This window comes from Mycobacterium sp. C31M, from assembly GCF_053345865.1.
This window is the reverse complement of record NZ_JBKFAX010000004.1, coordinates 348,336-370,314: the sequence shown is the minus strand read 5'-3', so window position 1 is coordinate 370,314 and position 21,979 is coordinate 348,336. Positions and strand designations below refer to the sequence as shown.

Here is a 21,979-nt window from a genome sequence, read left to right as displayed (position 1 = left end):
CGCTACGCGATACCGCCGAACTCCAGTCGGGTGTCTCCGTAGCGGCGCTCTTCCTCGCCTGCCCAGCCGGTGGGCCAGGTCAGCACCGGAGAACCGGCCGGCCGTTCGATCACCGCGAGCGCACCCGGACGCACCCATCCGTTGGTGACCAGCGCGGCCAGTACACCCTCGACGGCGCCGGTGCTCACCTCGTACGGCGGGTCGGCAAACACCAGATCGACCGGGCGCCCGGTGGATTGGAGAACCTTCACCACGGGTGCGCGGCGCACCGCGGCACCGCGGACACCGAGCGTGACGATGTTCGTCTCGATCACCGCGGCGGCGCGCCGGTCCGATTCCACGAACAGCGCCGAGGACGCCCCCCGTGAGAGTGCCTCCAGACCCAGTGCACCGGATCCGGCGTACAGATCGAGCACGGCGATCCCGTCGAAATCGATACGCGCGGCGAGCACATTGAACAGCGATTCGCGCACCCGGTCGGTGGTGGGACGAGTCCCACTGGCGGGCACCGAGACTCGGCGCCCGCCGTAGACTCCGGCGATGATCCGGGTCAGCTCACGACCACCAGCAGGTCGCCGCCCTCGACCTGGGCGGTGCCGGTGACCGCGATACGGGCCACGGTGCCGGCCTTGGGTGCGGTGATCGCCGCCTCCATCTTCATGGCCTCGATGGTCGCGATGGTCTGCCCCGCGTCGACCGTGTCACCGGTGGCCACACCGACGGTGACGACACCGGCGAACGGGGCGGCGATGTGGTCGGGGTTGGTCTTGTCGGCCTTCTCGGCAGCGGCGACATCGCTGGCGATGTTGCGGTCGCGCACCAGCACCGGGCGCAGCTGGCCGTTGAGGATGCACAGCACGGTCCGCATCCCGCGTTCATCGGCCTCGGACACCGCCTCCAGCCCGATGAGCAGCTCCACACCGCGTTCCAGAACGACCTTGTGCTCTTCACCCTGCCGCAGGCCGTAGAAGAACTGGTTGGCGCTCAGCGTCGAGGTGTCGCCGTATTGCTCACGGTGTGCCTGGAACTCCTTGGTGGGCCCCGGGAACAGCAGCCGGTTCAGCACTTCCTGGCGGTTGCGCCCACCGGTCTTGAGCGCCACCTCGTCCTCGGCCGAGAGCGGGGTTTCCGGTTTGGCGTCGGCGCGGCCCTGCAACGCCTTGCTGCGCAACGGTTCCGGCCAACCACCGGCCGGATCCCCCAACTCACCCCGCAGGAACCCGATCACACTGTCAGGGATGTCGTAGCGGTCCGGGTCGGTGGCGAACTCTGACGCATCCACCCCGGCACCCACCAACGCCAACGCCAGATCGCCGACCACCTTGGACGACGGGGTCACCTTGATCAACCGGCCCAACACCCGATCAGCACCGGCATAGGCGTTCTCGACATCCTCGAACCGATCCCCCAACCCCAACGCGACGGCCTGGGTACGCAGATTCGACAACTGCCCACCCGGGATCTCGTGGGTGTACACCCGCCCGGTCGGGGCGGGCAGCCCGGCCTCGAACGGCGTATACACCTTGCGCAACGCCTCCCAGTACGGCTCCAGATCACACACCGCTGTGAGATCAAGGCCGGTGTCGCGATCTGTATGCGCGGTGGCGGCCACGATCGCCGAGAGCGCCGGCTGACTCGTGGTGCCCGCCAACGGCGCCGAGGCACCGTCGACCGCCGACGCACCGGCGGTCCAGGCCGCCAGATAGGTCGCCAGCTGCCCGCCCGGGGTGTCATGGGTGTGCACATGCACCGGCAGATCGAACCGTTCGGTCAGTGCCGTCACCAGCTTGGTGGCGGCCTGCGGGCGCAACAGTCCGGCCATGTCCTTGATCGCCAGCACATGCGCGCCGGCCTCGACGATCTGCTCGGCCAGGCGCAGGTAGTAGTCCAGGGTGTAGAGATCCTCGGCCGGGTTCGACAGGTCCCCGGTGTAGGACATCGCGACCTCGGCCACCGCGGTCCCCGTGGCGCGCACCGCGTCGATGGCCGGCCGCATCGACTCCACATTGTTCAGCGCGTCGAAGATCCGGAAGATGTCCACCCCGGTCGCGGTCGCCTCATCCACAAAAGCCTGGGTCACCAACTCCGGATACGGGGTGTAGCCCACGGTGTTGCGGCCCCGCAGCAACATCTGCAGACAGATATTGGGCATCGCCTCCCGCAACGCGGCCAACCGCTCCCACGGATCCTCCTTCAGGAACCGCAGCGCCACATCGTAGGTCGCGCCACCCCAACACTCCACCGACAGCAACTGCGGGGTCAACCGTGCGATATAGGGCGCCACCAACAACAACCCGTTGGACCGGACCCGGGTGGCCAGCAACGACTGATGGGCATCCCGGAACGTCGTATCCGTCACGCCCAGAGCCGGGGAGTCCTTGAGCCACTTGGCAAAACCCTCCGGCCCCAGCTCCACGAGCTTCTGCTTCGAACCGGCCGGCGGCTTGCTCTTCAGATCGCACGGGGGCAGTTTGTCCTGTGCGTAAACGGCTGACGGTCGTTCCCCGTGGGGCTTGTTGACGGTGACATCGGCCAGATAGTTCAAGATCTTGGTACCCCGGTCGGCCGGGGTGTGCGAGGTCAACAACTGCGGGCGCTCGTCGATGAACGACGTCGTCACCCGCCCGGCCCGGAAATCCGGATCGTCGATGACCGCCAACAGGAACGGGATATTCGATGACACACCGCGGATGCGGAACTCCGCGACCGCCCGCCGTGCTCGTCGCACCGCGGTGTCGAAATCCCGCCCCCGACAGGTCAACTTGACCAGCATCGAGTCGAAATGGCCACTGATTTCGGCACCGATGTGGGTGCCACCGTCGAGGCGCACTCCCGCGCCCCCCGGGGACCGGTAGGCGGTGATGCGGCCGGTGTCGGGCCGGAAACCGTTGGCCGGGTCCTCGGTGGTGATCCGGCACTGCATGGCAGCGCCCCGGATCTGCAGGCCGTCCTGGCTCAGCCCGAGATCGGCCAGCGTCTCCCCCGCGGCAATGCGCAGCTGACTGGACACCAGATCGACATCGGTGATCTCCTCGGTCACCGTGTGTTCCACCTGAATTCGGGGGTTGCACTCGATGAAGACGTGGTGGCCGCGCTCGTCGAGCAGGAACTCGATGGTGCCCGCGCAGAAGTAGTCGATATGGCGGGCCAGCGCGACGGCGTCATTGCAGATCTTCTCGCGCACGGCCTGGTCCAGGTTGGGCGCCGGCGCGAGTTCGATGACCTTCTGATGCCGGCGCTGCAGGCTGCAGTCCCGCTCGAACAGGTGGATCACGTTGCCGGCGCCGTCGGCCAGGATCTGCACCTCGATATGGCGCGGGTTGATGACCGCCTGCTCGAGGTAGACACGGCCGTCGCCGAAGGCCGACTCGGCCTCCCGCGAGGCCGCCTCCACCGCCTCACGCAGGCCCGAGGCCTCTGCGACGCGGCGCATGCCGCGGCCACCGCCGCCGGAGACGGCCTTGACGAACAGCGGGAATTCCATCGATTCCGATACGGCGACCAGGTCGTCCACCGAGTCCGACGGTTCCGAGGAGGTCAGCACCGGCAGGCCGGCGGCCTTGGCCGCCGCGATCGCGCGGGCCTTGTTCCCGGTCAGCTCCAACACATCCGAAGAGGGTCCGACAAAGGTGATGCCCTCGGCCGCACACGCCGAAGCGAGCTCGGGATTCTCGGACAGGAACCCGTAACCCGGATAGACCGCATCCGCGCCGGCATGCTTCGCGACCCGGATGATCTCGTCCACCGACAGGTAGGCCCGGACCGGGTGGCCCTCCTCGCCGATCTGATACGACTCGTCGGCCTTCAACCGGTGCAGCGAATTGCGGTCCTCGAACGGATAGACCGCGACGGTCGCGATGTTCATCTCGGTCGCAGCGCGGAACGCGCGGATGGCGATCTCGCCGCGATTGGCCACCAAGAGCTTCGAAATCATCGAACTCGTCTCCTCTTCACCTTCGGATCGCGACGGCCCGGACCGAACTGGTCGGTCCAGTTGTCAGATTCGGCGCACAGGGCAGCACCAAATTGCGGGCTGATGTGCATGTATGAGGATACTGACCAGCGGATTGCTCACCGCGCCGGATCCCCCGGCTGTGAAAATTCGGCAACGTTGAAGCCGAATCAGAGCAGCGTCGACCAGTAGTTCCAGAAGCGGACCAGGATCAGCAGCAGCACCGCGGTGAACCACAGTGCAACCAGCGACCAACGCCACTGATAGACCACCCCGCCGACCCCGGTCGCGCCCTCGGCGCGCAGCGCGATCGAGGCGACGATCACCAGCAGCGGGATGGTCACCGCCCACACCACCATGCAGTAGGGGCACAGTGCACCGATCCGGTACAGGCTCTGGAAGATCAGCCAGTGCACGAACGCCACGCCGAGCGCGGTGCCGATGGCCAGCCCGGTCCAGTACCAGCGCGGCAGCGCCACCTTGGCCACCGCGAGCACGCCGGTCACCAAGACGACGGTGAAGGCGATGATGCCGATCAGCGAGTTGGGGAATCCGAACGCCGAGGCCTGCGGTGTGGTCATGACCGACCCGCAGGACAGCACCGGGTTCAGGCTGCACGACGGCACATAGCTCGGATCGATCAGGATCTCGATCTTCTCGATGGTCAGCGCGGCTGCGGCGGCCAGGCCGAGCACACCGGCGATCAGCACCCCGATCGCGCTGGCCTTGCGCAGCCCGCCCGTCTCCGCCGCGGGCTCGGCCGAGTCGATATCGGCGGCGGGTAGCTCAGTGGTCACGGGAGCCCCGGCACGTCGCCGACGATCTCCTTGATCTCGCCGACCAGGGCCTCCGGAGTGCTGTACTGGTAGTCCTCACCGTTGATCCGCACGGTCGGGGTGGCGTTGATACCCGTCGCCTGAGCCATGCCCGCGGCCATCTCCACGTAGCGGCCCTTGTCGATGCACTCGGCGACGGTGCCGCCGGCGCCGGCCTGGCGCGCGGTCTCGGCCAGCTGGGTGTTGGTCGGGTAGGCGCCGCCGACCTCCTGCGGCTGCTGGGCATAAAGGGCGCCGTGGAATCGGCGGAAGGCCTCATTGGACTCGTCGGCCACGCAGTAGGCCGCACCGCTGGCGCGCGACGAGTAGTTCTGGTTGGCGGCGCTGTTCAGGATGCCGACCATGTAGTAGTCGACGGCAATGACGCCCTTGTCGATGAGCTGGTTGATGGTGGGACCGAAGGCCTTCTCGAAGGCGCCGCAGTGCGGGCAGAGCGGATCCTCGTAGACCGAGAGCACCACCTTGGGGTCGACGCCGTCGTCGTTCTTCACCACATCGCTGGTCTCGACGCGAACAGCCCGTGCCTCACCGGCGTCGGGCTTGGTCTCACCCGACAGCACGATCCACAGCACCAGCGCCACCGCGAACAGGACGACGACCGAGGTCAGCCCGATCTGGACGAGAAGGTTGCGCTTACGGTCAGCGGCCTTCAAGTCGTAACTGGCCTGCTTCTTCGGTTTGTTCGCCACGGAATGCAGCCTACCGGCTCAGATGAGCCCGTAGCGCCGAGGTGAGGTCGGCCACGGCGAGTTCACTGTCGCCGCCGAGGGGGAAGAAATTGATGAACGCGTGGACCAGTGAGCCGTACTCACGGTGATCGACCGGGACCCCGGCGGCGGCCAGCGCCTCGGCATACGCCCGACCCTCGTCGCGCAGCGGGTCGAAACCAGCGGTGACCAGCAGTGCCGGGGACAGCCTCGACAGGTCGGGGGCGCGCAGCGGCGACACCCGCGGGTCGTCCTGCGGAATCTCGGCTCCATCGATGTAATGCAGGTCGAACCACTCGATATCGGCCTTGGTCAGGAAGAAGCCGTCGGCGAACAGCGACCGCGACACGGTCTCGGCCACCGGATCGACCATCGGGTAGATCAGCAGCTGCAGCGCCGGCAGCGCCACACCCTCATCCCGGGCCGCCTGGGTGACCACCGCGGCAAGGTTGCCGCCCGCGCTGTCGCCGCCGATGGCGACCCGTTCCGGATCGGCACCCAACTCGGCGGCGTTCTCCAGCGCCCACCGGTAGGCCGCGAAACAGTCTTCACCGGCCGCCGGCGCCTTGTGTTCGGGAGCCAGCCGGTAGTCGACGGACAGCACGTGCACTCCGGCGTCCTGGCTGAGCCGACGGCAGAACCCGTCGTGCGTGGTGAGGCTGCCGACGACAAAACCGCCACCGTGAAGAAAAACCAGCAGCGGTGCGCCCGGCTCGGCGCGATAGTGCCGCACGGTGAGCGGCCCGGCCGGTCCCGGCACGGTGAAATCGTGTGTCGGCACTACGATGTCGGTGCCGAACGCGGCCGACGCGGCGTCGAGTTGGGCGCGGGCGACGGCGACGTCGTCGCTGGCCACGAGGCCCCCAATCCGGGATGCCCGTTGCGCGGTCAGCAGCAACTGCAGGCTGGTGTCCAAGGTGTTGCCGTCGATGGTGACCGAACGTCGGCCCAGCAGCAGCCGCTTCACCGGGTTCGGGATGCGTGCCATCACCGGTACCGATACCCGGCTCGCGACGTTCGCGACCTTGAGCCGCGCCGGGCTCGGGTTCTGCCGCGCTGGCAGACTCTGCGTCATGACTGCCCCTTCAAGCCCCACGCTCTTACTGAACGACGGAAATTCGATTCCCACGGTCGGGTTGGGAGTCTGGCAGACCCCGCCCGAGGACACCAGGGTTGCCGTGGAGAGCGCGCTGCGTACCGGCTATCGGCACATCGACACCGCGGCCGCCTACGAGAACGAGACCGAGGTGGGCCAGGCACTGAAGTCCTCCGGGGTACCGCGCGAGGACATCTTCCTGGTCACCAAGCTGTGGAACGCCGAACAGGGCTATGACAAGGCCCTGGCGGCCTTCGACGCCAGTGTCGCGAAGTTGGATGTCGACTACGTGGACCTGTACCTGATCCACTGGCCGCTGCCCGAGATCAACCTGTACGTCGAGAGCTTCAAGGCACTGGCGAAGTTGCGTGACGACGGCCGGGTCCGATCCATCGGCGTCAGCAACTTCGCGCCCGAGCACCTGCGGACGCTGATCGACGGCACCGGCATCGTACCCACGGTGAATCAGATCGAACTGCACCCGCGGCTACCCCAGCAGGAGTTGCGCGACCTGCACGCCGAGCTCGGCATCGCCACCGAGTCGTGGAGCCCGCTGGGTCAGGGCGGTCTGCTCGACGATCCCGCCGTGGCAACCGTCGCCGAGGCGCACGGCAAAACGCCAGCCCAGGTGCTGATCAGGTGGCACTTGCAGCTGGGTAATATCGTCATCCCGAAGTCGGTGAACCCCGATCGGATAGCGAGTAACTTCGACGTGTTCGACTTCGAGCTGAGCGCGGCGGACGTCGCGTCCATCGCGACGCTCGATGACGGGAACCGGTTGGGGCCCGACCCACGCACCTTCAACTTCACGGGATAGGCAGGACAATGACATCGGCAGCAGCGGTGCCCAATACCGGTTTGAACGACGACAACACGATGCCGGTTCTCGGCCTCGGCGTCGGCGAGCTGACCGACGCCGAGGCCGAGCACGCCGTTGCGGCCGCACTGGAAATCGGTGTGCGCCTTATCGATACCGCTGCCTCCTACGGAAATGAGGCCGGTGTCGGCCGGGCCATCGCCGCGTCGGGGATTCCGCGCGCCGAGATCTTCGTCACCACCAAGCTGGCCACCGGCGATCAGGGTTTCCAGGCTTCCCAGGATGCCGCCAAGGTCAGCCTGGAAAAGCTCGGGCTCGATTACGTGGACCTGTATCTGATCCACTGGCCCGGCGGTGACACCGGCAAGTACGTCGACAGCTGGGGTGGGCTGCTGCGCGTCCGTGAGGACGGCCTGACCAAGTCGATCGGTGTCGCGAACTTCACTCCCGAGGACCTGTCGAACATCATCGACCTGTCCTACGTGGTGCCCACGGTCAACCAGATCGAGTTGCACCCGCAGCTCGTGCAGACCGAACAGCGCGCCGCGCACGCCGAGCACGGCATCGTCACCCAGGCCTACAGCCCGTTGGGTGTCGGCAAGCTGTTGGACAACCCGACGGTCGCCGGGATCGCCGCCGAGTACGGCAAGACCCCGGCCCAGGTGTTGATCCGGTGGAATCTGCAGTTGGACAACTCGGTGGTGGCCCGCTCGGCGAAGCCGGAACGGATCGCCGAGAACCTGGACGTGTTCGATTTCGAGTTGGCCGCCGAGCACCAGGCTGCGCTCACCGCGTTGGACGACGGCACCCGGTTCCGGCCGGACCCGGCCACCTATACCGGTAGTTAGCCCTTTACTCACGAGCAGACGCAAACTCCCCCGAAACCAACGTTTCCGGGGGAGTTTGCGTCTGCTCGGCGGGCTCTCAGGACACCGAAACGGGCTGCTTCACCGGCCGTGCCGCCGAAACCGTCAGCGCGGCAAAGGCACTCAGGCCGGCGATGACGAAGCACAACACCGTGTACCACAGGCTGCCGATCGGATCGCCGTTGGCCGTGACCCCGTCCACGGCACCGAAGTAGGCGGGCAGCGCGGTCACCCACAGCACGGCCATCACCGCCAGATAGAGCACCCCGTAACGGATCATCGGCGGATTGACGTAGCGCGCCTCGGTGGCCGAGGCCGCGGTGTTGCGCAACCGCTGCCACTGTTTGACCAGCACCGGCACCGCCACCACGGTGATCACCACCAGCTCCAGCGCATACACCACACCCATGACGGTGAAGTTGGTGAAGGAGCCGATGATCGTCGCCGGCGACGGCAGCAGGACGGTGCCGATCGAGGCCAACAGGCCGACGACAACCGTGCGCCAGACGATCTGTCCGCCGGTGAAACGCCGGCCGCGGTCGACGTGTCGTCCGACGAAGAACTGCACACAGAACGCCAGCGACATCGGCCACAGCGCCGCGAACACGACGACGCTGGGCAGCGGCACCGAATCCAGGAGCGGCTGGTTCATCGGATGTTCCAGCGTCCACTCCCACCACCGCAGCTGCGGGCCGAGGTGATCGAAAACCTCATAGAAGGCGTGGTGCACGAAGCCGACGCAGACGGCGCCGACCAAGGTGCCGTAGCGCCGGAAGACGCCGAGGGTCCGGACGATCTCGAAGGCGATGGTGGCCATCAACGGGTAGATGGCGACGATGTAGAGCGGCAGTCTGCCCCAGAGGAATTCGACGGTGAACACGTTGTGCGCGAACATCGTGTCGATGTGTTCCTCGATGCCGAACGCAGCCGGGAAGTACAGCGGCGGCTCGATGATCAACAGGTAGGCGATCGCGCCGAACCACAGCACCAGGTTGGTGGCGTCACCGTGGCGCCGCAGCCGGATCACCGCGTACACCAGGGCCAGGACGGCGCCGACGATGATCGTCAGCTCGAGCACCGGCAGCGTCCAGTTCTCCAGTGCGAACGGATTGCGGACCTCGACCAGTCCACCGGCCTCGGCGCAGCTGAAACCCAGCCGCTCGGCGAGTTGCTCGAAGGTGGGGCGACACAGATCAGACATCGGCGGCCACCTCCTGGCTCGTATACCACTGGGTCACGTCATATCCCTCGTCATAACGTTTGAACCATTCGCCGGCCAGCGCGGGCAACTTCTCGTGTGTCGGATCGTGGCCAGGGATCTGAGAGCGCACGATACCGACCAGCGCCGTGAGTGTTTCGCGCTTGCCCAGATTCGGGAACGGACTCTGGAACGGGCCGTAATCCGGCCGCCGGCCGACCCGTTGCAGCAGCGCGTTCTTGGCGCGTTCGAGTGCAAAGGTGGACACGGCGTCGACCTTTCGCACCTCCAGCGGGATATGCCGGTTGAAACCGTCACACGCCATCCGCACGACGTCGAGGACGTGTTTGAAGATCGACGGCGCCACCCTGGCGCGGTACCACGGGTCGCCGACCAGATCGTTGTAGATGATCAGCGCGGAACTGCGGTGTTCGACCTCTTCGACGAAGTGCCACAGGAACAGCGAGGCCACCCGGTCGTCACCCGGCGCGAACAGGGTGGCGTCATTGTCGAGCATCAGCTTGAACACCGGGGTGAACGTCGCCTCCAGATCGGCGGTGTAGGCCAACCGGTACTTGAGCGGCTTGTTGGCGACCAGATCGTCGAATGCCGCGATCACCTCGTCGAGGGTCTCCTTGAGCGCCGGGTAGGCCTTGATGAGTCCGCGGGCGTGCTGCCGGTGCGCCATCGAATGTTGGCCCTCCTGGCGGACGAAGGCGTCGGCCTCGTCGGCGATCGGCGAGTCGACCAACAGCGGCTTGGCCTCTGCCATGGTGCTGACGATCATCTTCTCGAACGCGATGGCCAGAAAGGACACCGCATTGGCCATCGCCGAGAACGCAGGGTTCGTCTCATTCCACAGAAATGGCACGTCGTGGTCGGCAAAAGCGAAGCGCATCTTGCGCACCTGGAGGTCGGTCATGACCGGAAACTATCACACGATCATACGTGAAAGCGTCTAACTGTATGATTACTTTCCGCGTGCTAGCGTCGCGTACCCGAAAGGAAGGTGCCGATGGCACGCAGGCGCGGATGGGGCGGGGATCCCCCGCAGACCGATGACGAAGCCACCCTGCGCATCGTCACCGCCGCCGTAGACCTCGTGAGCGCCACCGGGGCGGCGATCTCGTTGGCCGATGTGGCCAATTCACTGGGCATCATCCGGCAGACCGTGTACCGGTACTTCCCCACCTCGGATGCGCTGATGCACGCGGTGGCAATGGCCTCGGTGGATGCCTTCCTGGACCGGCTCGCGGCCCAGGTGCGCGGGATCCACGATCCGGCCGAGGCCATCACCGAGGGCACGCTGTTCACCCTCGACGAGATCACCCGCACACCGCACCTCGGCATCCTGTTGTCGGAGTCCTACCCGCACAACCGCAGTGAGGCGCTCACCTCACAGGAGGCCCGCGCCATCGGCATGCGAATGGTCGACCGCTTCGACGTCGACTGGGCCGCACACGGATACGACGAGGACAGCCTGCACGAGCTGGTGGAGTTCACGTTGCGCACCATGCTGTCGTTCTTCGTCGCGCCCAACGACACCAACCGCTCGCCGGACCAATTGCGGAGCTTTCTGCGACGCTGGCTCGGCGGTGCGGTCGCCGCACAGCAGACGCGGACCGAGGCCGGCTGAGCTCAGCCTGGCGCCGAGGTCGCGACCTCCCGAGCGGCGAACGCCCGGTACAGCGGCGCGGTCACCACCACGCTGACCATCGCCAGCCCGCACAGCACTGCGAATGCGAACGGGCCGATCAGTTGCGAATCGAAACCCACGGTGGCCACCGCAATCTCGGTGACGCCACGACAGTTCAGCAACGCCCCCAGACTCGCCGACATCCGGACCGGCCACTTACTGACCGCCCCGAAGACCATTCCCGAGATCAACTTCGCCGCCACGGCTACCGCACCGAGGGTGACCAGGCAGACCACCCCGGGCCAACTACCCAGCTCGCGCAGCGCCTGCAGCGGAACGGCTATCGCCGCGCTGACGAAGAAGGCCGGTAGCAGCAGGTCGAGTGCCGCACCGAAGGCCGTGCCGGCCGACTCGTCGACCACCGCAGCCGGGAAACAGAAGCCCGCGACGATGGCGCCGATCGCCGGGTGAAATCCCAACAGCTGCGTGGCGGCCCCACCGGCCAGCGCGGCGACCACCATCAGGACCACCCGTCGACCGCCGTGGGTCACCGCCAGGCGGCGCGTGGCGTACGGGATGACCACCGTCACCACGCCCAGCATCATCATGCCGACAGCGAGTGCCGGGCCGGACAGCAGGTGCCGGTCAGTACCGGCAATCACCATGCCGGACACCAGGATCCATGCCAGTCCGTCGGTGACCACCGAGATGTGCAACGCCGCCCGGGCAACCGGCAGTCCGGCGATGCCGAGGTCGCGGATGATGAGTACCAGTACGGGTACCGCGGTGACGCCCAGGGCGATACCGACGAACACCCATCCGCAGTGCGGGCTCCCACGCGGCGCCCGCAGCAGATCCGCGAACGGCCACGCCGCCGCAGCGCACACCGCGATCGGGAGCAGCACGCTGGCCATCAATCGCCACCCGGTCGCGGTACCACCGGTCTTTCCGGCACCGCGCAGTTCGGCACCGACCGAGAACATCAGCAGCAGCAGTCCCGCGGTGCCGACATCCTGAAGCAGATGCAACGACGGGTCCGTCATCGGCGTCCAGCCCAACGCTTCCTCGCACGCCGCCAGCGCGGTGGCGGTAGCGATTCCGAGTGTGATGGGCCCGAGCACTCTGGGTTGCCCGCAGCGGGCGAACAGCGTCGCGAGGGCGTGCGACGCCAGCACGATCGCCGCGAGCGTGGTCAGCCCCGCCAGGGCATCACCGAGCGGCATCGGCGTCGACCACAGCGGACCCGCCGATCCGGGCCCCGTGCGTTCCCAGCCGGGCGACCGCCTTGGACTCACCCATCAGGTCTCTGGGATGAACTCCCGACGGCATCAACTGCAGCAGCGAGAAACGCAGCGCGGTGTCCTTCTTGTTGGCGACGGGTTCGGAGTACAGATCCTCCAGCGCCGCAGCGCCGCGGTTGTGTGGACCCACGATGCGGTATCCCGACGGGTTGAAGCTCCCGAACCACAACTGCACGAACAGTTTCGGGTTGATCACCATTTTCCACCACGGCACCAGGCAGCCGATCTCGCGGGCCAGGGAGTCGAGGTAGAGAATCTGCGACGGAATGGACTCGGTGTGCCGCGGGCTCAGCGCCGTCCAGTACTCCTCCCATTCCCGGTCCGCGCGGATGACATCGTCCAGATCGGTCGGAGGTTGCAGCTTTCCACTGCAGACCCGCGCGAAGTATCGGGCCTGCATCTCGGCGCAGACCGGAATTCCCCCGGAGAACGGTCGGACGAACCCGATGAAGGCGACCGTTCCGCCATGCTCGGGATGCAGGAAGTGCTTATAGAGATTGCGCACATTGCCGTCGGTCACCGTCAGGTCACCGAGGGACAGATCCTGGGTGAAACCGGTGCACAGCACCACGGTGTCGAATTCCCCGACGGCCGAATCACGGAAGAGCACGCTGTCGCCCTGCGCGCTGAGGATACCGGAATCGTTGACGATGACCCGCCCTTCAGCGATGGCCGGGATGAAGCTGACGTTCTTGCAGAAGATGCCCCGTTGGCTCCAGCTGCCCTGCGGATGCGACCGATGGTTCCACGTCCTGATCAGATTCCGGTTCGCGGCGTTGTCGAGTGTGCCGATGTCGATCTTCGCCGGATGGCGGGGCTCGCCCATCGGATTCGAGCCGGTCTCGGCCGCCGACCGTCGGCGGCCGATCCCGCGCAGCGCGCCGAACACGGTTGCCGCACAACCGTAGACGACGGAGGCCAGCAGGACGAGGAACTTGGCCGCCACGCTGTGACCCCAGACCGTGGCGGGGACGAGCGGACGTGTCGTGGCGCGCCGGTACATCTCGTGGTGGTGCGCGCGGACGGTCCCGTGGTCGGTCGTGCGGTCGACATCCACGATCCGCGGCAGCAGGTAGGTATACGAGCGGATCGACAGTGTGCACTCGGCCGCCACGTCGGCGATCTCGCGGACGATGTCGCCACCGGATTCGGCAAGCCCGACGATCAGCACACGTTTGCCCCGGAATCGTTCGTTGTCCCGGTATTCCGACGAGTGCACGATCTCCCCGGTGAAGTCCTCCAGCCCACCGATGGTGCGATTGGGCGTCTTGAACGGTCCCGAGCAGACGGCGACCGCGTCGAATTCGTGCCTGCTCTCCAGCCCGTCGTGGCGCACCACGACGGTCCAGCCGTCACCGGCACGCCGGATGTCGGTCACCGCATGGCCCGCGCGCACCCGGTCCCGCAACTGATATCGCTCGGCGTAGTCGTTGAGGTACTCCAGATAGCGCGCGCGGTTGTAGAACACCCTGCCGCCGGCGAACGGATGATCCGAGTACGCCATCAGTTTCATCGATATCGTCAACGCCAGATTGTCGTAGGCCTTCATCTGATCGCCGTCGCCCTCGTACCGGAACCAGATCCCGCCTATGTCGGCGTTCTTGTCGAAGCACACGACGTCGTGCCCCTCGTCCACCAGCTGTTTGATCGTCGTCAGCCCACACGGACCCGCACCGACAACACACACCCTCATGACACCCACCGCGCCTTCCAGCAAACAAAATTAACGTTAGGGAAGCTCACTTTAGCGAGATGTTCCCGCTGGTGGGGGCCTTGCCCTCACAGGAATCGCACAGGTTTTCCCAGTACTGGCGACGATCTTCGAAGCGGTGCCAGCGCCCATTTCCGTAGCGGATGACCGCAGCTCACGAGTCGGGCATCGGCGTGCCTTATGGTTAGCCGGTGGAAGGCACCCCGTTCGGCCGCTACCGCCTGGTGAAGGTGCTGGGTCGCGGCGGTATGGGCGAAGTGTGGCAAGCCTTCGACACCGCGATGAACCGGCTGGTCGCCCTGAAGGTGTTGCCGCCCAACCTCGCCGACGACGACACCTACCAACGACGCTTCCGCCGTGAGGCGCAGATGGCTGCCGGCCTGGACGAGCCACATATCGTCCCGATCCACGATTTCGGCGAGATCGACGGCCGGCTGTACGTGACGATGCGGCTGATCGACGGCAAGACCGTCAACGAGCTTCTCGACGGTGGACCGCTGTCTCCGCAGCGAGCCGTCGCCATCACCGAGCAGATCGCCGCGGCACTGCAGGCCGCGCACCGGGTCGGGCTGGTGCACCGCGATGTCAAGCCCTCCAACATCCTGGTGACACCCGAGGGCTTTGCCTATCTGATCGATTTCGGGATCGCCCAGAGCACCGGCGGAACCAAACTCACCAGCACCGGATCCACCATCGGCACGCTGGCCTACATGGCGCCCGAGCGGCTGTCCAGCGACAGCTCCGACGCCCGGGCGGACATCTATGCACTGACGTGTGTGCTGCACGAGTGCCTCACCGGATCGCAGCCGTTCCCGGGTGACAGCGTCGAACGCCAGATAACCGGCCACCTCACACTGCCGCCGCCACGGCCCTCGACCATGCAGCCCGGTATCTCACCGCAGATGGATCAGGTCATCGCGACGGGGATGGCCAAGAAACCCGAGCACCGCTACCCCACCACCGGAGAACTCGCCGCCGCCGCCCGCGCCGCGGTCAGCCCCTCCGCCGCGCATGCGCAGCCCACGGCGGGGCACTGGCCGGCCCCGACACCGGCCCCCTTCCCGGCTGCAACGCCGTATCCGCCGTCGGGTGCCCCACCGATGGGGCACCAGCCACCACCGCATCATTGGCCGGCACCGCCGCCGTGGCAGCCCGCGGCCGCCCAGCCGTGGTGGCGCGGTCCGGCAATCCTCATCCCGATCGGACTCGTCGCCGCACTGGTCATCGCCGTGGTCGCCGTCGTGTTGGTGATGAGCGGAGACGACGGACCCGCTCCGGGCCAGCAGCTGGCGAGCCCGACCGAAACTCAGCGTCGCAGCACGAATACATCTGCACCGCAAACCAACCCACCGACGGCCACTCCGACACCGGTGAGCCCGCCGCAGATCCAGACCGCCGACGGGCTGACCGGTCTGCTGCAGACGATGCGCGACAAGTTCGGTGACACCATGGGCTTCTCCCTGGTGGCCTATCCCGAATACGCGGTCTACGACCGACCGACCCCGACCAATCCGAACGTCAAAGACAGCTTCACCTACCGTGGCGACGGCTGGGAGGAGTGGGGCCCATCAATGTCGACCAGCGCCTTCGACATCCTGTCCGATCTGAGCCAGATCAATACGAACGCGGTGGCCGACGTCCTCGGTAATGCGCCGCAACACACGGGCGCGCCGGTCGGCACGGGCAGTTACCTGATCATCGAAGGCGCCGAGGGCGGCGGCCTGGAGCTGATCATCCACTCGACGGAGCCGGGCACCGGCTTCCTGAAGCTGAACCCGGATGGCAGCATCAAGCAGGTCTACCCGCCGTAACCGCTAGGACGCCAGCAGGATTCGTGACAGTTCGGACGTGGTCGCCACGCCGTCGTCGTAACCGCCCTCGCCATCGAGAGAATTCATGATCGCCAGTGTGTAGCGCTGCTGCGGACCTGCGAAGCCGACACTGTTGACCACCCAGCCGCCCTGCTCCTGGGACCATCCGTTCTTGCAGCCGGGCGTCATCGCCGGGCCGACACCGCAGACACCCCACCGCTGGTCACCGTCGACACGCTGCATCTCGGCGACGACGGCGGTCGCGTTCGCCGGCCGCAAGCTCGTCAACACGAAATTCATCAGGGCGTCGAAGTCATCGGCTGTGCCCTTCTGGAACCCCCAGTACGGGAAGACATCACCGAACCCGGGTTGCGGGCTCACCATCCGCATGCCGTACCGAGGGAAGTTCGTATTGAACACATTCGTGGTGCCCCCGTATCGGGACCACAGTGCGTCGGCAGCGTCGTTGTCGGAGCTGCGGAGCATCGCCACCATGTCCTCGCGGTCGGCAGCAGTGAGTCGCACCGACCCGGATTGTTCACGGGCAAGCAGGTCGGCGACCATCGCCAACTTGATGGTCGAGGCTGTCCAGATCGGCTTTGCCGCAGCGGCATTGCGGTACTTGGCGCCGGTCACCCGGTCGCGCAGCACAAAGCCGACGGTGCCGGGCCGGTCGGTCAGGTAGCGCTCGGCAGCCTCGAGGCGTTGCTGCAAGACGCACACGGTGTCCCCGGCCCGGCATGCCGCGGCGGCCACCGACTGGCCGGTCACCGCGGCGATCAGCAGTATCGCGCCGACCACGGCCACCCGTAGCACGGTGGTCATTGCAGCGCCTGTTCGAGGGCACGCCGCAGATCGTCGCGGTCCTGTACCAGGATCTGCTGACCGTCGACGAAGAACGTCGGAGTGCCCATCACACCGAGCGCCAGGCCGTCCTCGAAATCCGAGCGGACCCGCGCGGCCGTGGCGGGATCGGCATAATCGGCGTCAAAACGGTCCATGTCCAACCCGAGTTCCGCGGCAAATCCACGGAACACATCGTCGGCCGGGGTGCTGCGCTCGCCCCACTGCGGCTGGGTCTCATACATCTTGTGGTACATCGCCTCCAGTCGCCCCTGTTGCGCGGCCGCCTCGACAGCACGCGCGGCGCGCTCGGCGTTGAAGTGCCCCGCCAGCGGAAAGTAACGCAGTACGAACTCCACTCGGTCACCGAAATCAGCCCGCAACTGCTCGACGATCGGGTAGGCCGCCAGGCAACCCTCGCATTCGAAATCCAGGAACTCGACGAAAGTCACCTTCGCATCGGGCGGGTCGTTGAGTCGGTGACTGTCGGCGCGGACCACCTCTACACCGCCGGTTTCTGCGGGCAGGCGCTGCGCGGCATCGTCGGAACGCATGACCAGCACCACGATCGCTACGGCGGTCACGACGATGACCACCAGGGCGGTCAGCAGCATGCGACCAAGCGGGGTTCTCAGCACGGTACCTCCCGGCACACGAGTCGGCCGCGTGCATCTACGTAGTAAGTCCGTAGGATGGTAGCGCAACGGCCACCGCAAGCGACAGGACGACGGGCATGAGACGAATCAATGCGCGGCGACGCGATCTCAGGGCGGTCACGATGGCCCTGATCGCATTGTCCGCACTGGTGATCGGACTGACCGGGTGCACCACGACACCGTCGCAGGCCCAACCGCAGACCATCACCGAGAAGGGCACCCCGTTCGGCGATCTGCTGGTGCCCCGGTTGCAGATGTCGGTCACCGACGGCGCCATCGGCGTCCCGGTGGAGTCCCCGGTGACCGTCACCGCCGAGGCCGGCGTGCTCGACGGCGTGACCCTGGTCAACGAGTCCGGCCGGGTGGTCGCCAGCGAGCTCAGCCCCGACGGCGTCACCTGGCAGTCGGCCGAACCGTTGGGCTACAACCGGACCTACACACTCCATGCCGAGGCACTGGGCCTCGGTGGGCGCACCCGCAGCAGTGCCACCTTCGAAACCCATTCGCCACAGAACCTGACCATGCCCTACGTGCTGCCCGGCAATGGAGAGGTGGTGGGTGTCGGGCAGCCCATCGCGGTCAGCTTCGACGAGCCCATCCCGGACCGACTCGCCGCGCAGCGGGCCATCAAGATCACCACCGAGCCGACGGTCGAGGGTGCGTTCTACTGGCTGAACAATCGCGAAGTCCGTTGGCGGCCCGCCGAATACTGGAAGCCCGGCACCAAGGTCGATGTCCAGGTCCGCACCTATGGCGCCGATCTCGGGGACGGCCTGTTCGGGCAGGACGACGCCGCCAGCAGCTTCACCATCGGCGACGAGGTGATCGCGACCGCTGATGACACCACGAAGATGCTGACCGTGCGGGTCAACGGTGAGGTCGCCAAGACCATGCCGATCTCGATGGGCAAGAACTCGACGCCGACCGACAACGGCACCTATATCGTCGCCGAGCGACTGCCGCACATGGTGATGGATTCGTCGACCTACGGCGTTGCGGTCAACTCCCCCGATGGTTACCGCACCGAGGTGAACTGGGCGACCCGAATGTCCTACAGCGGGATCTTCGTGCACGCCGCACCGTGGTCGGTGGGTAGCCAGGGTTATGCGAATGTCAGCCACGGCTGCCTGAACGCCAGTACCGAGAACGCGAAATGGTTCTACGACAACACCAAACGCGGGGACATCGTCGAGGTGGTCAACACGGTCGGCCCGACCCTGCCCGGAACGGACGGCCTCGGCGACTGGAACATCCCCTGGGACCAGTGGAAGGTGGGTAACGCCGCGCTGTGATCAGTGCCGGCACACCAGGTTGATCAGGATCGGCGTGACGACGGTCGCCGCGATCACCGCGGCGCCGGCCAGCTTGTGACACCCGAGGGTGATCCGGTCGGCCGGCGCCTGCAGCCGGTTCACCCGTGTCGCCACGCTGTGCGCGGCCACCGCGAGCCCACCGACAGCCGGTTGCGCGCCGGCAAGTTTGAGCACCCCGGCGATCAACGGGCGGCTGCCATGCCGCCGGATCGCGGTGTCATCGGCGCACATCTCCAGCAGCTGTGCCACCGCCACCGCACCGCGCGTGAACAGTGGCAGCCGAGAAAGACTGCCGGCCAACGCGCGTAGCACCATCAGCAGGTGGTGATGGTGTCCGGCCAGGTGGGCATCCTCGTGTGCCAGTACTGCCCCGAGTTGCGCGGCATCAAGCGTTTGCACCGCCGCGGTGGTGAGCACGATCGCGTGCGGGCGCCCTGCCACGCAGTACGCGGCCGGCCGGTCGGCGCTGATCACGAAGACATCCGGCCGGTCGGTGGGCGCCCCGAGGATCCGTGCCACCGCGGCGTGTTCGCAGCTGCGGGCACGCGAAGCCGCGACGGTGCGGCTGACCCGGACCGCCACAAGCGCGGAGATCAACAGGCCGGCGACGACGAGTATCGTCAGGCTGACCGCGCCCGGGGTGACCGACTGCTCCGGTATGCCCAACATCTCCAGACACAGTACGACCGTGGCAGATCCGGGTAGACCGGTCACGCCGGCGCTGACGATCAGCGCGACCGCGACCACCCACGCCGTCAACACCGCGGCGAGCGCCGTCAGCCAGGCCGCCACCCCCAGCCGCGGGTTGAGACCGCGTCCGGTCAGCCGGGTCAGCATCGGTGGCGCCAGCCAGCTGACGGCTGCACCGTAGAGCAGTAGGTAGGTCGCGGCGGTCATCGCGACCGCTTGGGAGAATGCCGCAGCGCTGCCCGCAATTGCGCCGATTCCTCGGCGGTCATCTGTTCGACGAAGAACGCCAGTACGGCCTCGCTGTTGCCTCCGGAGTCGAACGCGGCACGCATCAGATTGGCCGAGCGCTCCTCCCGGGTCATGGTGGCCCAGTATCGGTAGGCCTTACCTTCGCGCTCCCGCCGGACCCAGCCCTTGCGGTACAGATTGTCCATTGTGGACAGCACTGTGGTGTAGGCGATTTGGCGGGCGTCGGCCAGGTCGTCGAAGATCGCACGGACGGTGGTGCCGTCCGGCGAGGCCCAGACGCGGTCCATCACCGTCGCCTCCAGATCGCCGAACCCGCGCTGTTGCATCGCCCCAATCTACGCCCTGGCTCCGTAGATGCGCCGTCAGACGGTGTGACCGTGCCGTCGCGCCCGACGGTGATCTGCCCGCTGTACCGGTCTCCCATTCCCTGGATGAATAGCTGCCGGGCCAGGAATCCGTCCGGGTAGGGCGCCAGGTGCGTCAGCGCGAGGTGTTTGACGTGGGCCTGTTCGGCCGGCTCCAGGGTATCGGCGTGGCAGCCGGTGGTGCGCTCGGCGACCTGCACCTGCTCGTCGAGGCCCAGCTCGCACATCACCGGAATCGCCTGTCGCACAAGATGACCCGCGTAGGCCTCGTGGACCACCAGGTCCGCATCCTGCATTGCCGGCAGGTTCAGCGGACTCAGCTTGGTGTCCCCGCTGATGAACACCTTCTCACCGGCGTAGGTGATGACATAGCCGAGGGCCGGTTCCACCGGGGCGTGATCCACCAGGTGTGCATCGACGGTGATGCCATCGCGGTCGTAGAAACGGACATCGGTGGCATCGGGCGGGAAGTCGATCTCGGCAGGCCGCGCCTGGGCGGCCGCGGCGGAACCCTGCTCGGGCATGTTGGCGGTGCGGTAACCGATATCGATCCGGTAGGCCGCGTTGATCGCGTCCACCACCGCCATCGATTTGGTGGCCCCCTCGCCGACATCGAACCCAAAGATCGTTCCGTTGACGGCGACCAACGTGCAGGCCTGCGCCTTGGCTGCGCTCAATTGCGGTGATCCCGTGCCGCACAGCATCACCTTGAACTCGTCGGGTGCAGCCGTGAATCCGGGTGCCGTGATGTCCTGCAATTGATGCCGAATGGCGCGGTCGATCAGCCATTCACGATGCAGATAGACCACCGCACCGCCGAGCACGACCAGCACCCAGAGTGGCGACAGCGGCGCGCGGCAACCACTTCCGTCGGCGGATCATCCCGGCACCGCCGGACGGGTGACGATCGGGAAGAACATCGGAAAGGCGCGTTGTGACTGACGGTGCCGTAATGACCACGGGTGATGATGCCGTGCTCCCCCTCGACCACGGTCATGTTGGCGAGGTCCAGGCCGCACAGTTGATAGATGCCGTCGGTGACCTCGTAGAGTCCGGCTTCGCCGTTGAGCGCCACCACCCGCCACAGGCTCGGGTTCACGCTGTCCGGCGCAGGTGTGGCCGGGTCGATGCGCAAGGTTGTTCAGTTTCAGCAGTGTCGATCCATCGGGGCGGCGATCCGCCCGTCCGGTACCCCGCCGAGGAAACCACGGTTCGCGTCACGCAGGTCGTCGGTGTTGCCGAAGTCGAGTTCGGTGAGCACCTTTCGATTCGCCACGACGGTGTGTGCCGTCGCCGGTTTCGGATTTTTCGGATAGCTGTCCAAGACGTGTCCCGTCCAATCGTCGGTGTGGGGTGTGATCACACGAGCGATCTCGGCGTTGACAGCCGCCCGGAGGTCCTCGGCAGGCAGATCCTCCAGCCCCGACACGGCCCGCAGCAAGGGGCCGAACAGGCGCCAACCGAGTTGCAGGGCCACGGCGTTGGCCGCCGCGATGCGCGCGCCCTGCTCATCGCCGTGCTGGGAGCGCACCGCGTCCAGGAACAAGGCGATGCCCGGGAAGTTGGTCTGGGCGTCCTCGATGGCGAACCCTTCCAGCAGGGCACGCGCCATCACGGTGGAAGGCTGCTGCAGGGCCGTGTCGAGTTCGGTGGCGGGGGCATTGCTTTCGATCGGTTCGGCCACCCACCCGCCGAGGTGGTTCAGCGTCGCGGTGACGAACTGCTCCTTGGAGCCGAAGTGCCGGAACACCAATCCGTGGTTGACCCCGCTGCGGGTGGACACTTCACGGATCGACGTGGCGGCCGGTCCATTCTCGGAGTACAACTCCGTCACTGCCGCCAGCACCGCCGCCACCACCGCATCGCGGCCGACGACGGCCTTGCCCTCTCGTGTAGTCACACGACTACACGAGGACCAGGCTTTGGCGTAGT

The 21,979-nt window shown here is 66.6% G+C and carries 20 protein-coding genes and 1 pseudogene; 5 read left to right on the top strand and 16 right to left on the bottom strand.

What is annotated here, in order from left to right; translation table 11 throughout:
* Window positions 1-2 precede the first annotated feature (2 nt).
* The 5 genes from rsmD to ACLBYA_RS08860 all read right to left on the bottom strand — a co-directional run bounded on the left by rsmD (window position 3) and on the right by ACLBYA_RS08860 (window position 6,570).
* A complete protein-coding gene (gene rsmD, locus ACLBYA_RS08880; protein ID WP_447709083.1) occupies window positions 3-554 on the bottom strand; it encodes a 16S rRNA (guanine(966)-N(2))-methyltransferase RsmD in 552 nt (183 codons plus the stop codon).
* The gene (locus ACLBYA_RS08875) at window positions 551-3,934 is read right to left on the bottom strand and encodes a pyruvate carboxylase (protein ID WP_447709005.1); all 3,384 of its coding nucleotides are present in this window, start codon (window positions 3,932-3,934) and stop codon (window positions 551-553) included. Before ACLBYA_RS08875 ends, rsmD begins: the two co-directional genes overlap by 4 nt.
* 188 nt (window positions 3,935-4,122) lie before the next feature.
* Window positions 4,123-4,722, bottom strand: coding sequence for a vitamin K epoxide reductase family protein (locus tag ACLBYA_RS08870; RefSeq protein WP_447709082.1), 600 nt, complete (start codon window positions 4,720-4,722; stop codon window positions 4,123-4,125).
* A gap of 23 nt (window positions 4,723-4,745) precedes the next feature.
* Complete coding sequence (locus tag ACLBYA_RS08865) at window positions 4,746-5,477, bottom strand: DsbA family protein (RefSeq protein WP_447709004.1); 732 nt, start codon at window positions 5,475-5,477, stop codon at window positions 4,746-4,748.
* 10 nt (window positions 5,478-5,487) lie between these two features.
* Window positions 5,488-6,570, bottom strand: coding sequence for an alpha/beta hydrolase (locus ACLBYA_RS08860; RefSeq protein WP_447709003.1), 1,083 nt, complete (start codon window positions 6,568-6,570; stop codon window positions 5,488-5,490).
* On the opposite strand from ACLBYA_RS08860, the gene ACLBYA_RS08855 reads away from it, so the two are divergent.
* Together ACLBYA_RS08855 and ACLBYA_RS08850 are read left to right on the top strand one after the other, a co-directional pair.
* Entirely contained in the window at window positions 6,569-7,408 is an 840-nt protein-coding gene (locus ACLBYA_RS08855) for an aldo/keto reductase (protein WP_447709002.1), read from the top strand. The two genes, ACLBYA_RS08860 and ACLBYA_RS08855, sit on opposite strands and share 2 nt — an antisense overlap.
* 8 nt (window positions 7,409-7,416) lie before the next feature.
* Window positions 7,417-8,256 (top strand): aldo/keto reductase, encoded by an 840-nt coding sequence (locus tag ACLBYA_RS08850; protein WP_447709001.1) that lies wholly within the window; start codon window positions 7,417-7,419, stop codon window positions 8,254-8,256.
* Between the two features lie 76 nt (window positions 8,257-8,332).
* On the opposite strand, the gene ACLBYA_RS08845 is transcribed toward ACLBYA_RS08850, so the two are convergent.
* Both ACLBYA_RS08845 and ACLBYA_RS08840 read right to left on the bottom strand, forming a co-directional pair.
* On the bottom strand, window positions 8,333-9,475 hold the full coding sequence (locus ACLBYA_RS08845; protein WP_447709000.1) for a hypothetical protein: 1,143 nt from the start codon (window positions 9,473-9,475) through the stop codon (window positions 8,333-8,335).
* Window positions 9,468-10,394: a metal-dependent hydrolase gene (locus tag ACLBYA_RS08840; RefSeq protein WP_447708999.1), complete on the bottom strand. Its 927-nt coding sequence runs from the start codon at window positions 10,392-10,394 to the stop codon at window positions 9,468-9,470. Before ACLBYA_RS08840 ends, ACLBYA_RS08845 begins: the two co-directional genes overlap by 8 nt.
* A gap of 93 nt (window positions 10,395-10,487) precedes the next feature.
* Between ACLBYA_RS08840 and ACLBYA_RS08835 the strand changes: the two genes are divergently transcribed.
* Entirely contained in the window at window positions 10,488-11,108 is a 621-nt protein-coding gene (locus ACLBYA_RS08835; protein ID WP_447708998.1) for a TetR/AcrR family transcriptional regulator, read from the top strand.
* Window positions 11,109-11,110: 2 nt separating this feature from the next.
* Here the strand turns inward: ACLBYA_RS08835 and ACLBYA_RS08830 are convergent, their stop codons facing one another.
* Window positions 11,111-12,331, bottom strand: a complete 1,221-nt coding sequence (locus tag ACLBYA_RS08830; protein WP_447708997.1) for a cation:proton antiporter — start codon at window positions 12,329-12,331, stop codon at window positions 11,111-11,113.
* A complete protein-coding gene (locus ACLBYA_RS08825) occupies window positions 12,318-14,102 on the bottom strand; it encodes a flavin-containing monooxygenase (protein WP_447708996.1) in 1,785 nt (594 codons plus the stop codon). Before ACLBYA_RS08825 ends, ACLBYA_RS08830 begins: the two co-directional genes overlap by 14 nt.
* Before the next feature lie 209 nt (window positions 14,103-14,311).
* On the opposite strand from ACLBYA_RS08825, the gene ACLBYA_RS08820 reads away from it, so the two are divergent.
* Window positions 14,312-15,931 carry a serine/threonine-protein kinase gene (locus tag ACLBYA_RS08820; RefSeq protein ID WP_447708995.1) on the top strand — a complete coding sequence of 540 codons (1,620 nt, stop codon included), beginning with the start codon at window positions 14,312-14,314 and terminating at the stop codon, window positions 15,929-15,931.
* 3 nt (window positions 15,932-15,934) lie between these two features.
* Here the strand turns inward: ACLBYA_RS08820 and ACLBYA_RS08815 are convergent, their stop codons facing one another.
* Window positions 15,935-16,756 carry a tat pathway signal sequence gene (locus tag ACLBYA_RS08815; RefSeq protein WP_447708994.1) on the bottom strand — a complete coding sequence of 274 codons (822 nt, stop codon included), beginning with the start codon at window positions 16,754-16,756 and terminating at the stop codon, window positions 15,935-15,937.
* On the bottom strand, window positions 16,753-17,388 hold the full coding sequence (locus ACLBYA_RS08810; RefSeq protein ID WP_447709081.1) for a DsbA family protein: 636 nt from the start codon (window positions 17,386-17,388) through the stop codon (window positions 16,753-16,755). Before ACLBYA_RS08810 ends, ACLBYA_RS08815 begins: the two co-directional genes overlap by 4 nt.
* A gap of 119 nt (window positions 17,389-17,507) precedes the next feature.
* On the opposite strand from ACLBYA_RS08810, the gene ACLBYA_RS08805 reads away from it, so the two are divergent.
* Window positions 17,508-18,722, top strand: coding sequence for a L,D-transpeptidase (locus ACLBYA_RS08805; protein WP_447708993.1), 1,215 nt, complete (start codon window positions 17,508-17,510; stop codon window positions 18,720-18,722).
* On the opposite strand, the gene ACLBYA_RS08800 is transcribed toward ACLBYA_RS08805, so the two are convergent.
* From ACLBYA_RS08800 to ACLBYA_RS08780, 5 genes and pseudogenes are all read right to left on the bottom strand, one after another.
* Entirely contained in the window at window positions 18,723-19,640 is a 918-nt protein-coding gene (locus ACLBYA_RS08800; protein ID WP_447708992.1) for a M56 family metallopeptidase, read from the bottom strand. It abuts the gene before it with no gap.
* Window positions 19,637-20,008, bottom strand: coding sequence for a BlaI/MecI/CopY family transcriptional regulator (locus ACLBYA_RS08795; RefSeq protein ID WP_447708991.1), 372 nt, complete (start codon window positions 20,006-20,008; stop codon window positions 19,637-19,639). Before ACLBYA_RS08795 ends, ACLBYA_RS08800 begins: the two co-directional genes overlap by 4 nt.
* Window positions 19,969-20,880: a hypothetical protein gene (locus ACLBYA_RS08790; protein WP_447708990.1), complete on the bottom strand. Its 912-nt coding sequence runs from the start codon at window positions 20,878-20,880 to the stop codon at window positions 19,969-19,971. The genes ACLBYA_RS08795 and ACLBYA_RS08790 overlap by 40 nt, the downstream gene beginning before the upstream one ends.
* Complete coding sequence (locus ACLBYA_RS08785; RefSeq protein ID WP_447708989.1) at window positions 20,829-21,182, bottom strand: hypothetical protein; 354 nt, start codon at window positions 21,180-21,182, stop codon at window positions 20,829-20,831. Before ACLBYA_RS08785 ends, ACLBYA_RS08790 begins: the two co-directional genes overlap by 52 nt.
* A gap of 213 nt (window positions 21,183-21,395) precedes the next feature.
* Window positions 21,396-21,947 (bottom strand): annotated as a pseudogene (locus ACLBYA_RS08780) (TetR/AcrR family transcriptional regulator); the annotation flags it as partial.
* Between the last annotated feature and the right edge of the window lie 32 nt (window positions 21,948-21,979).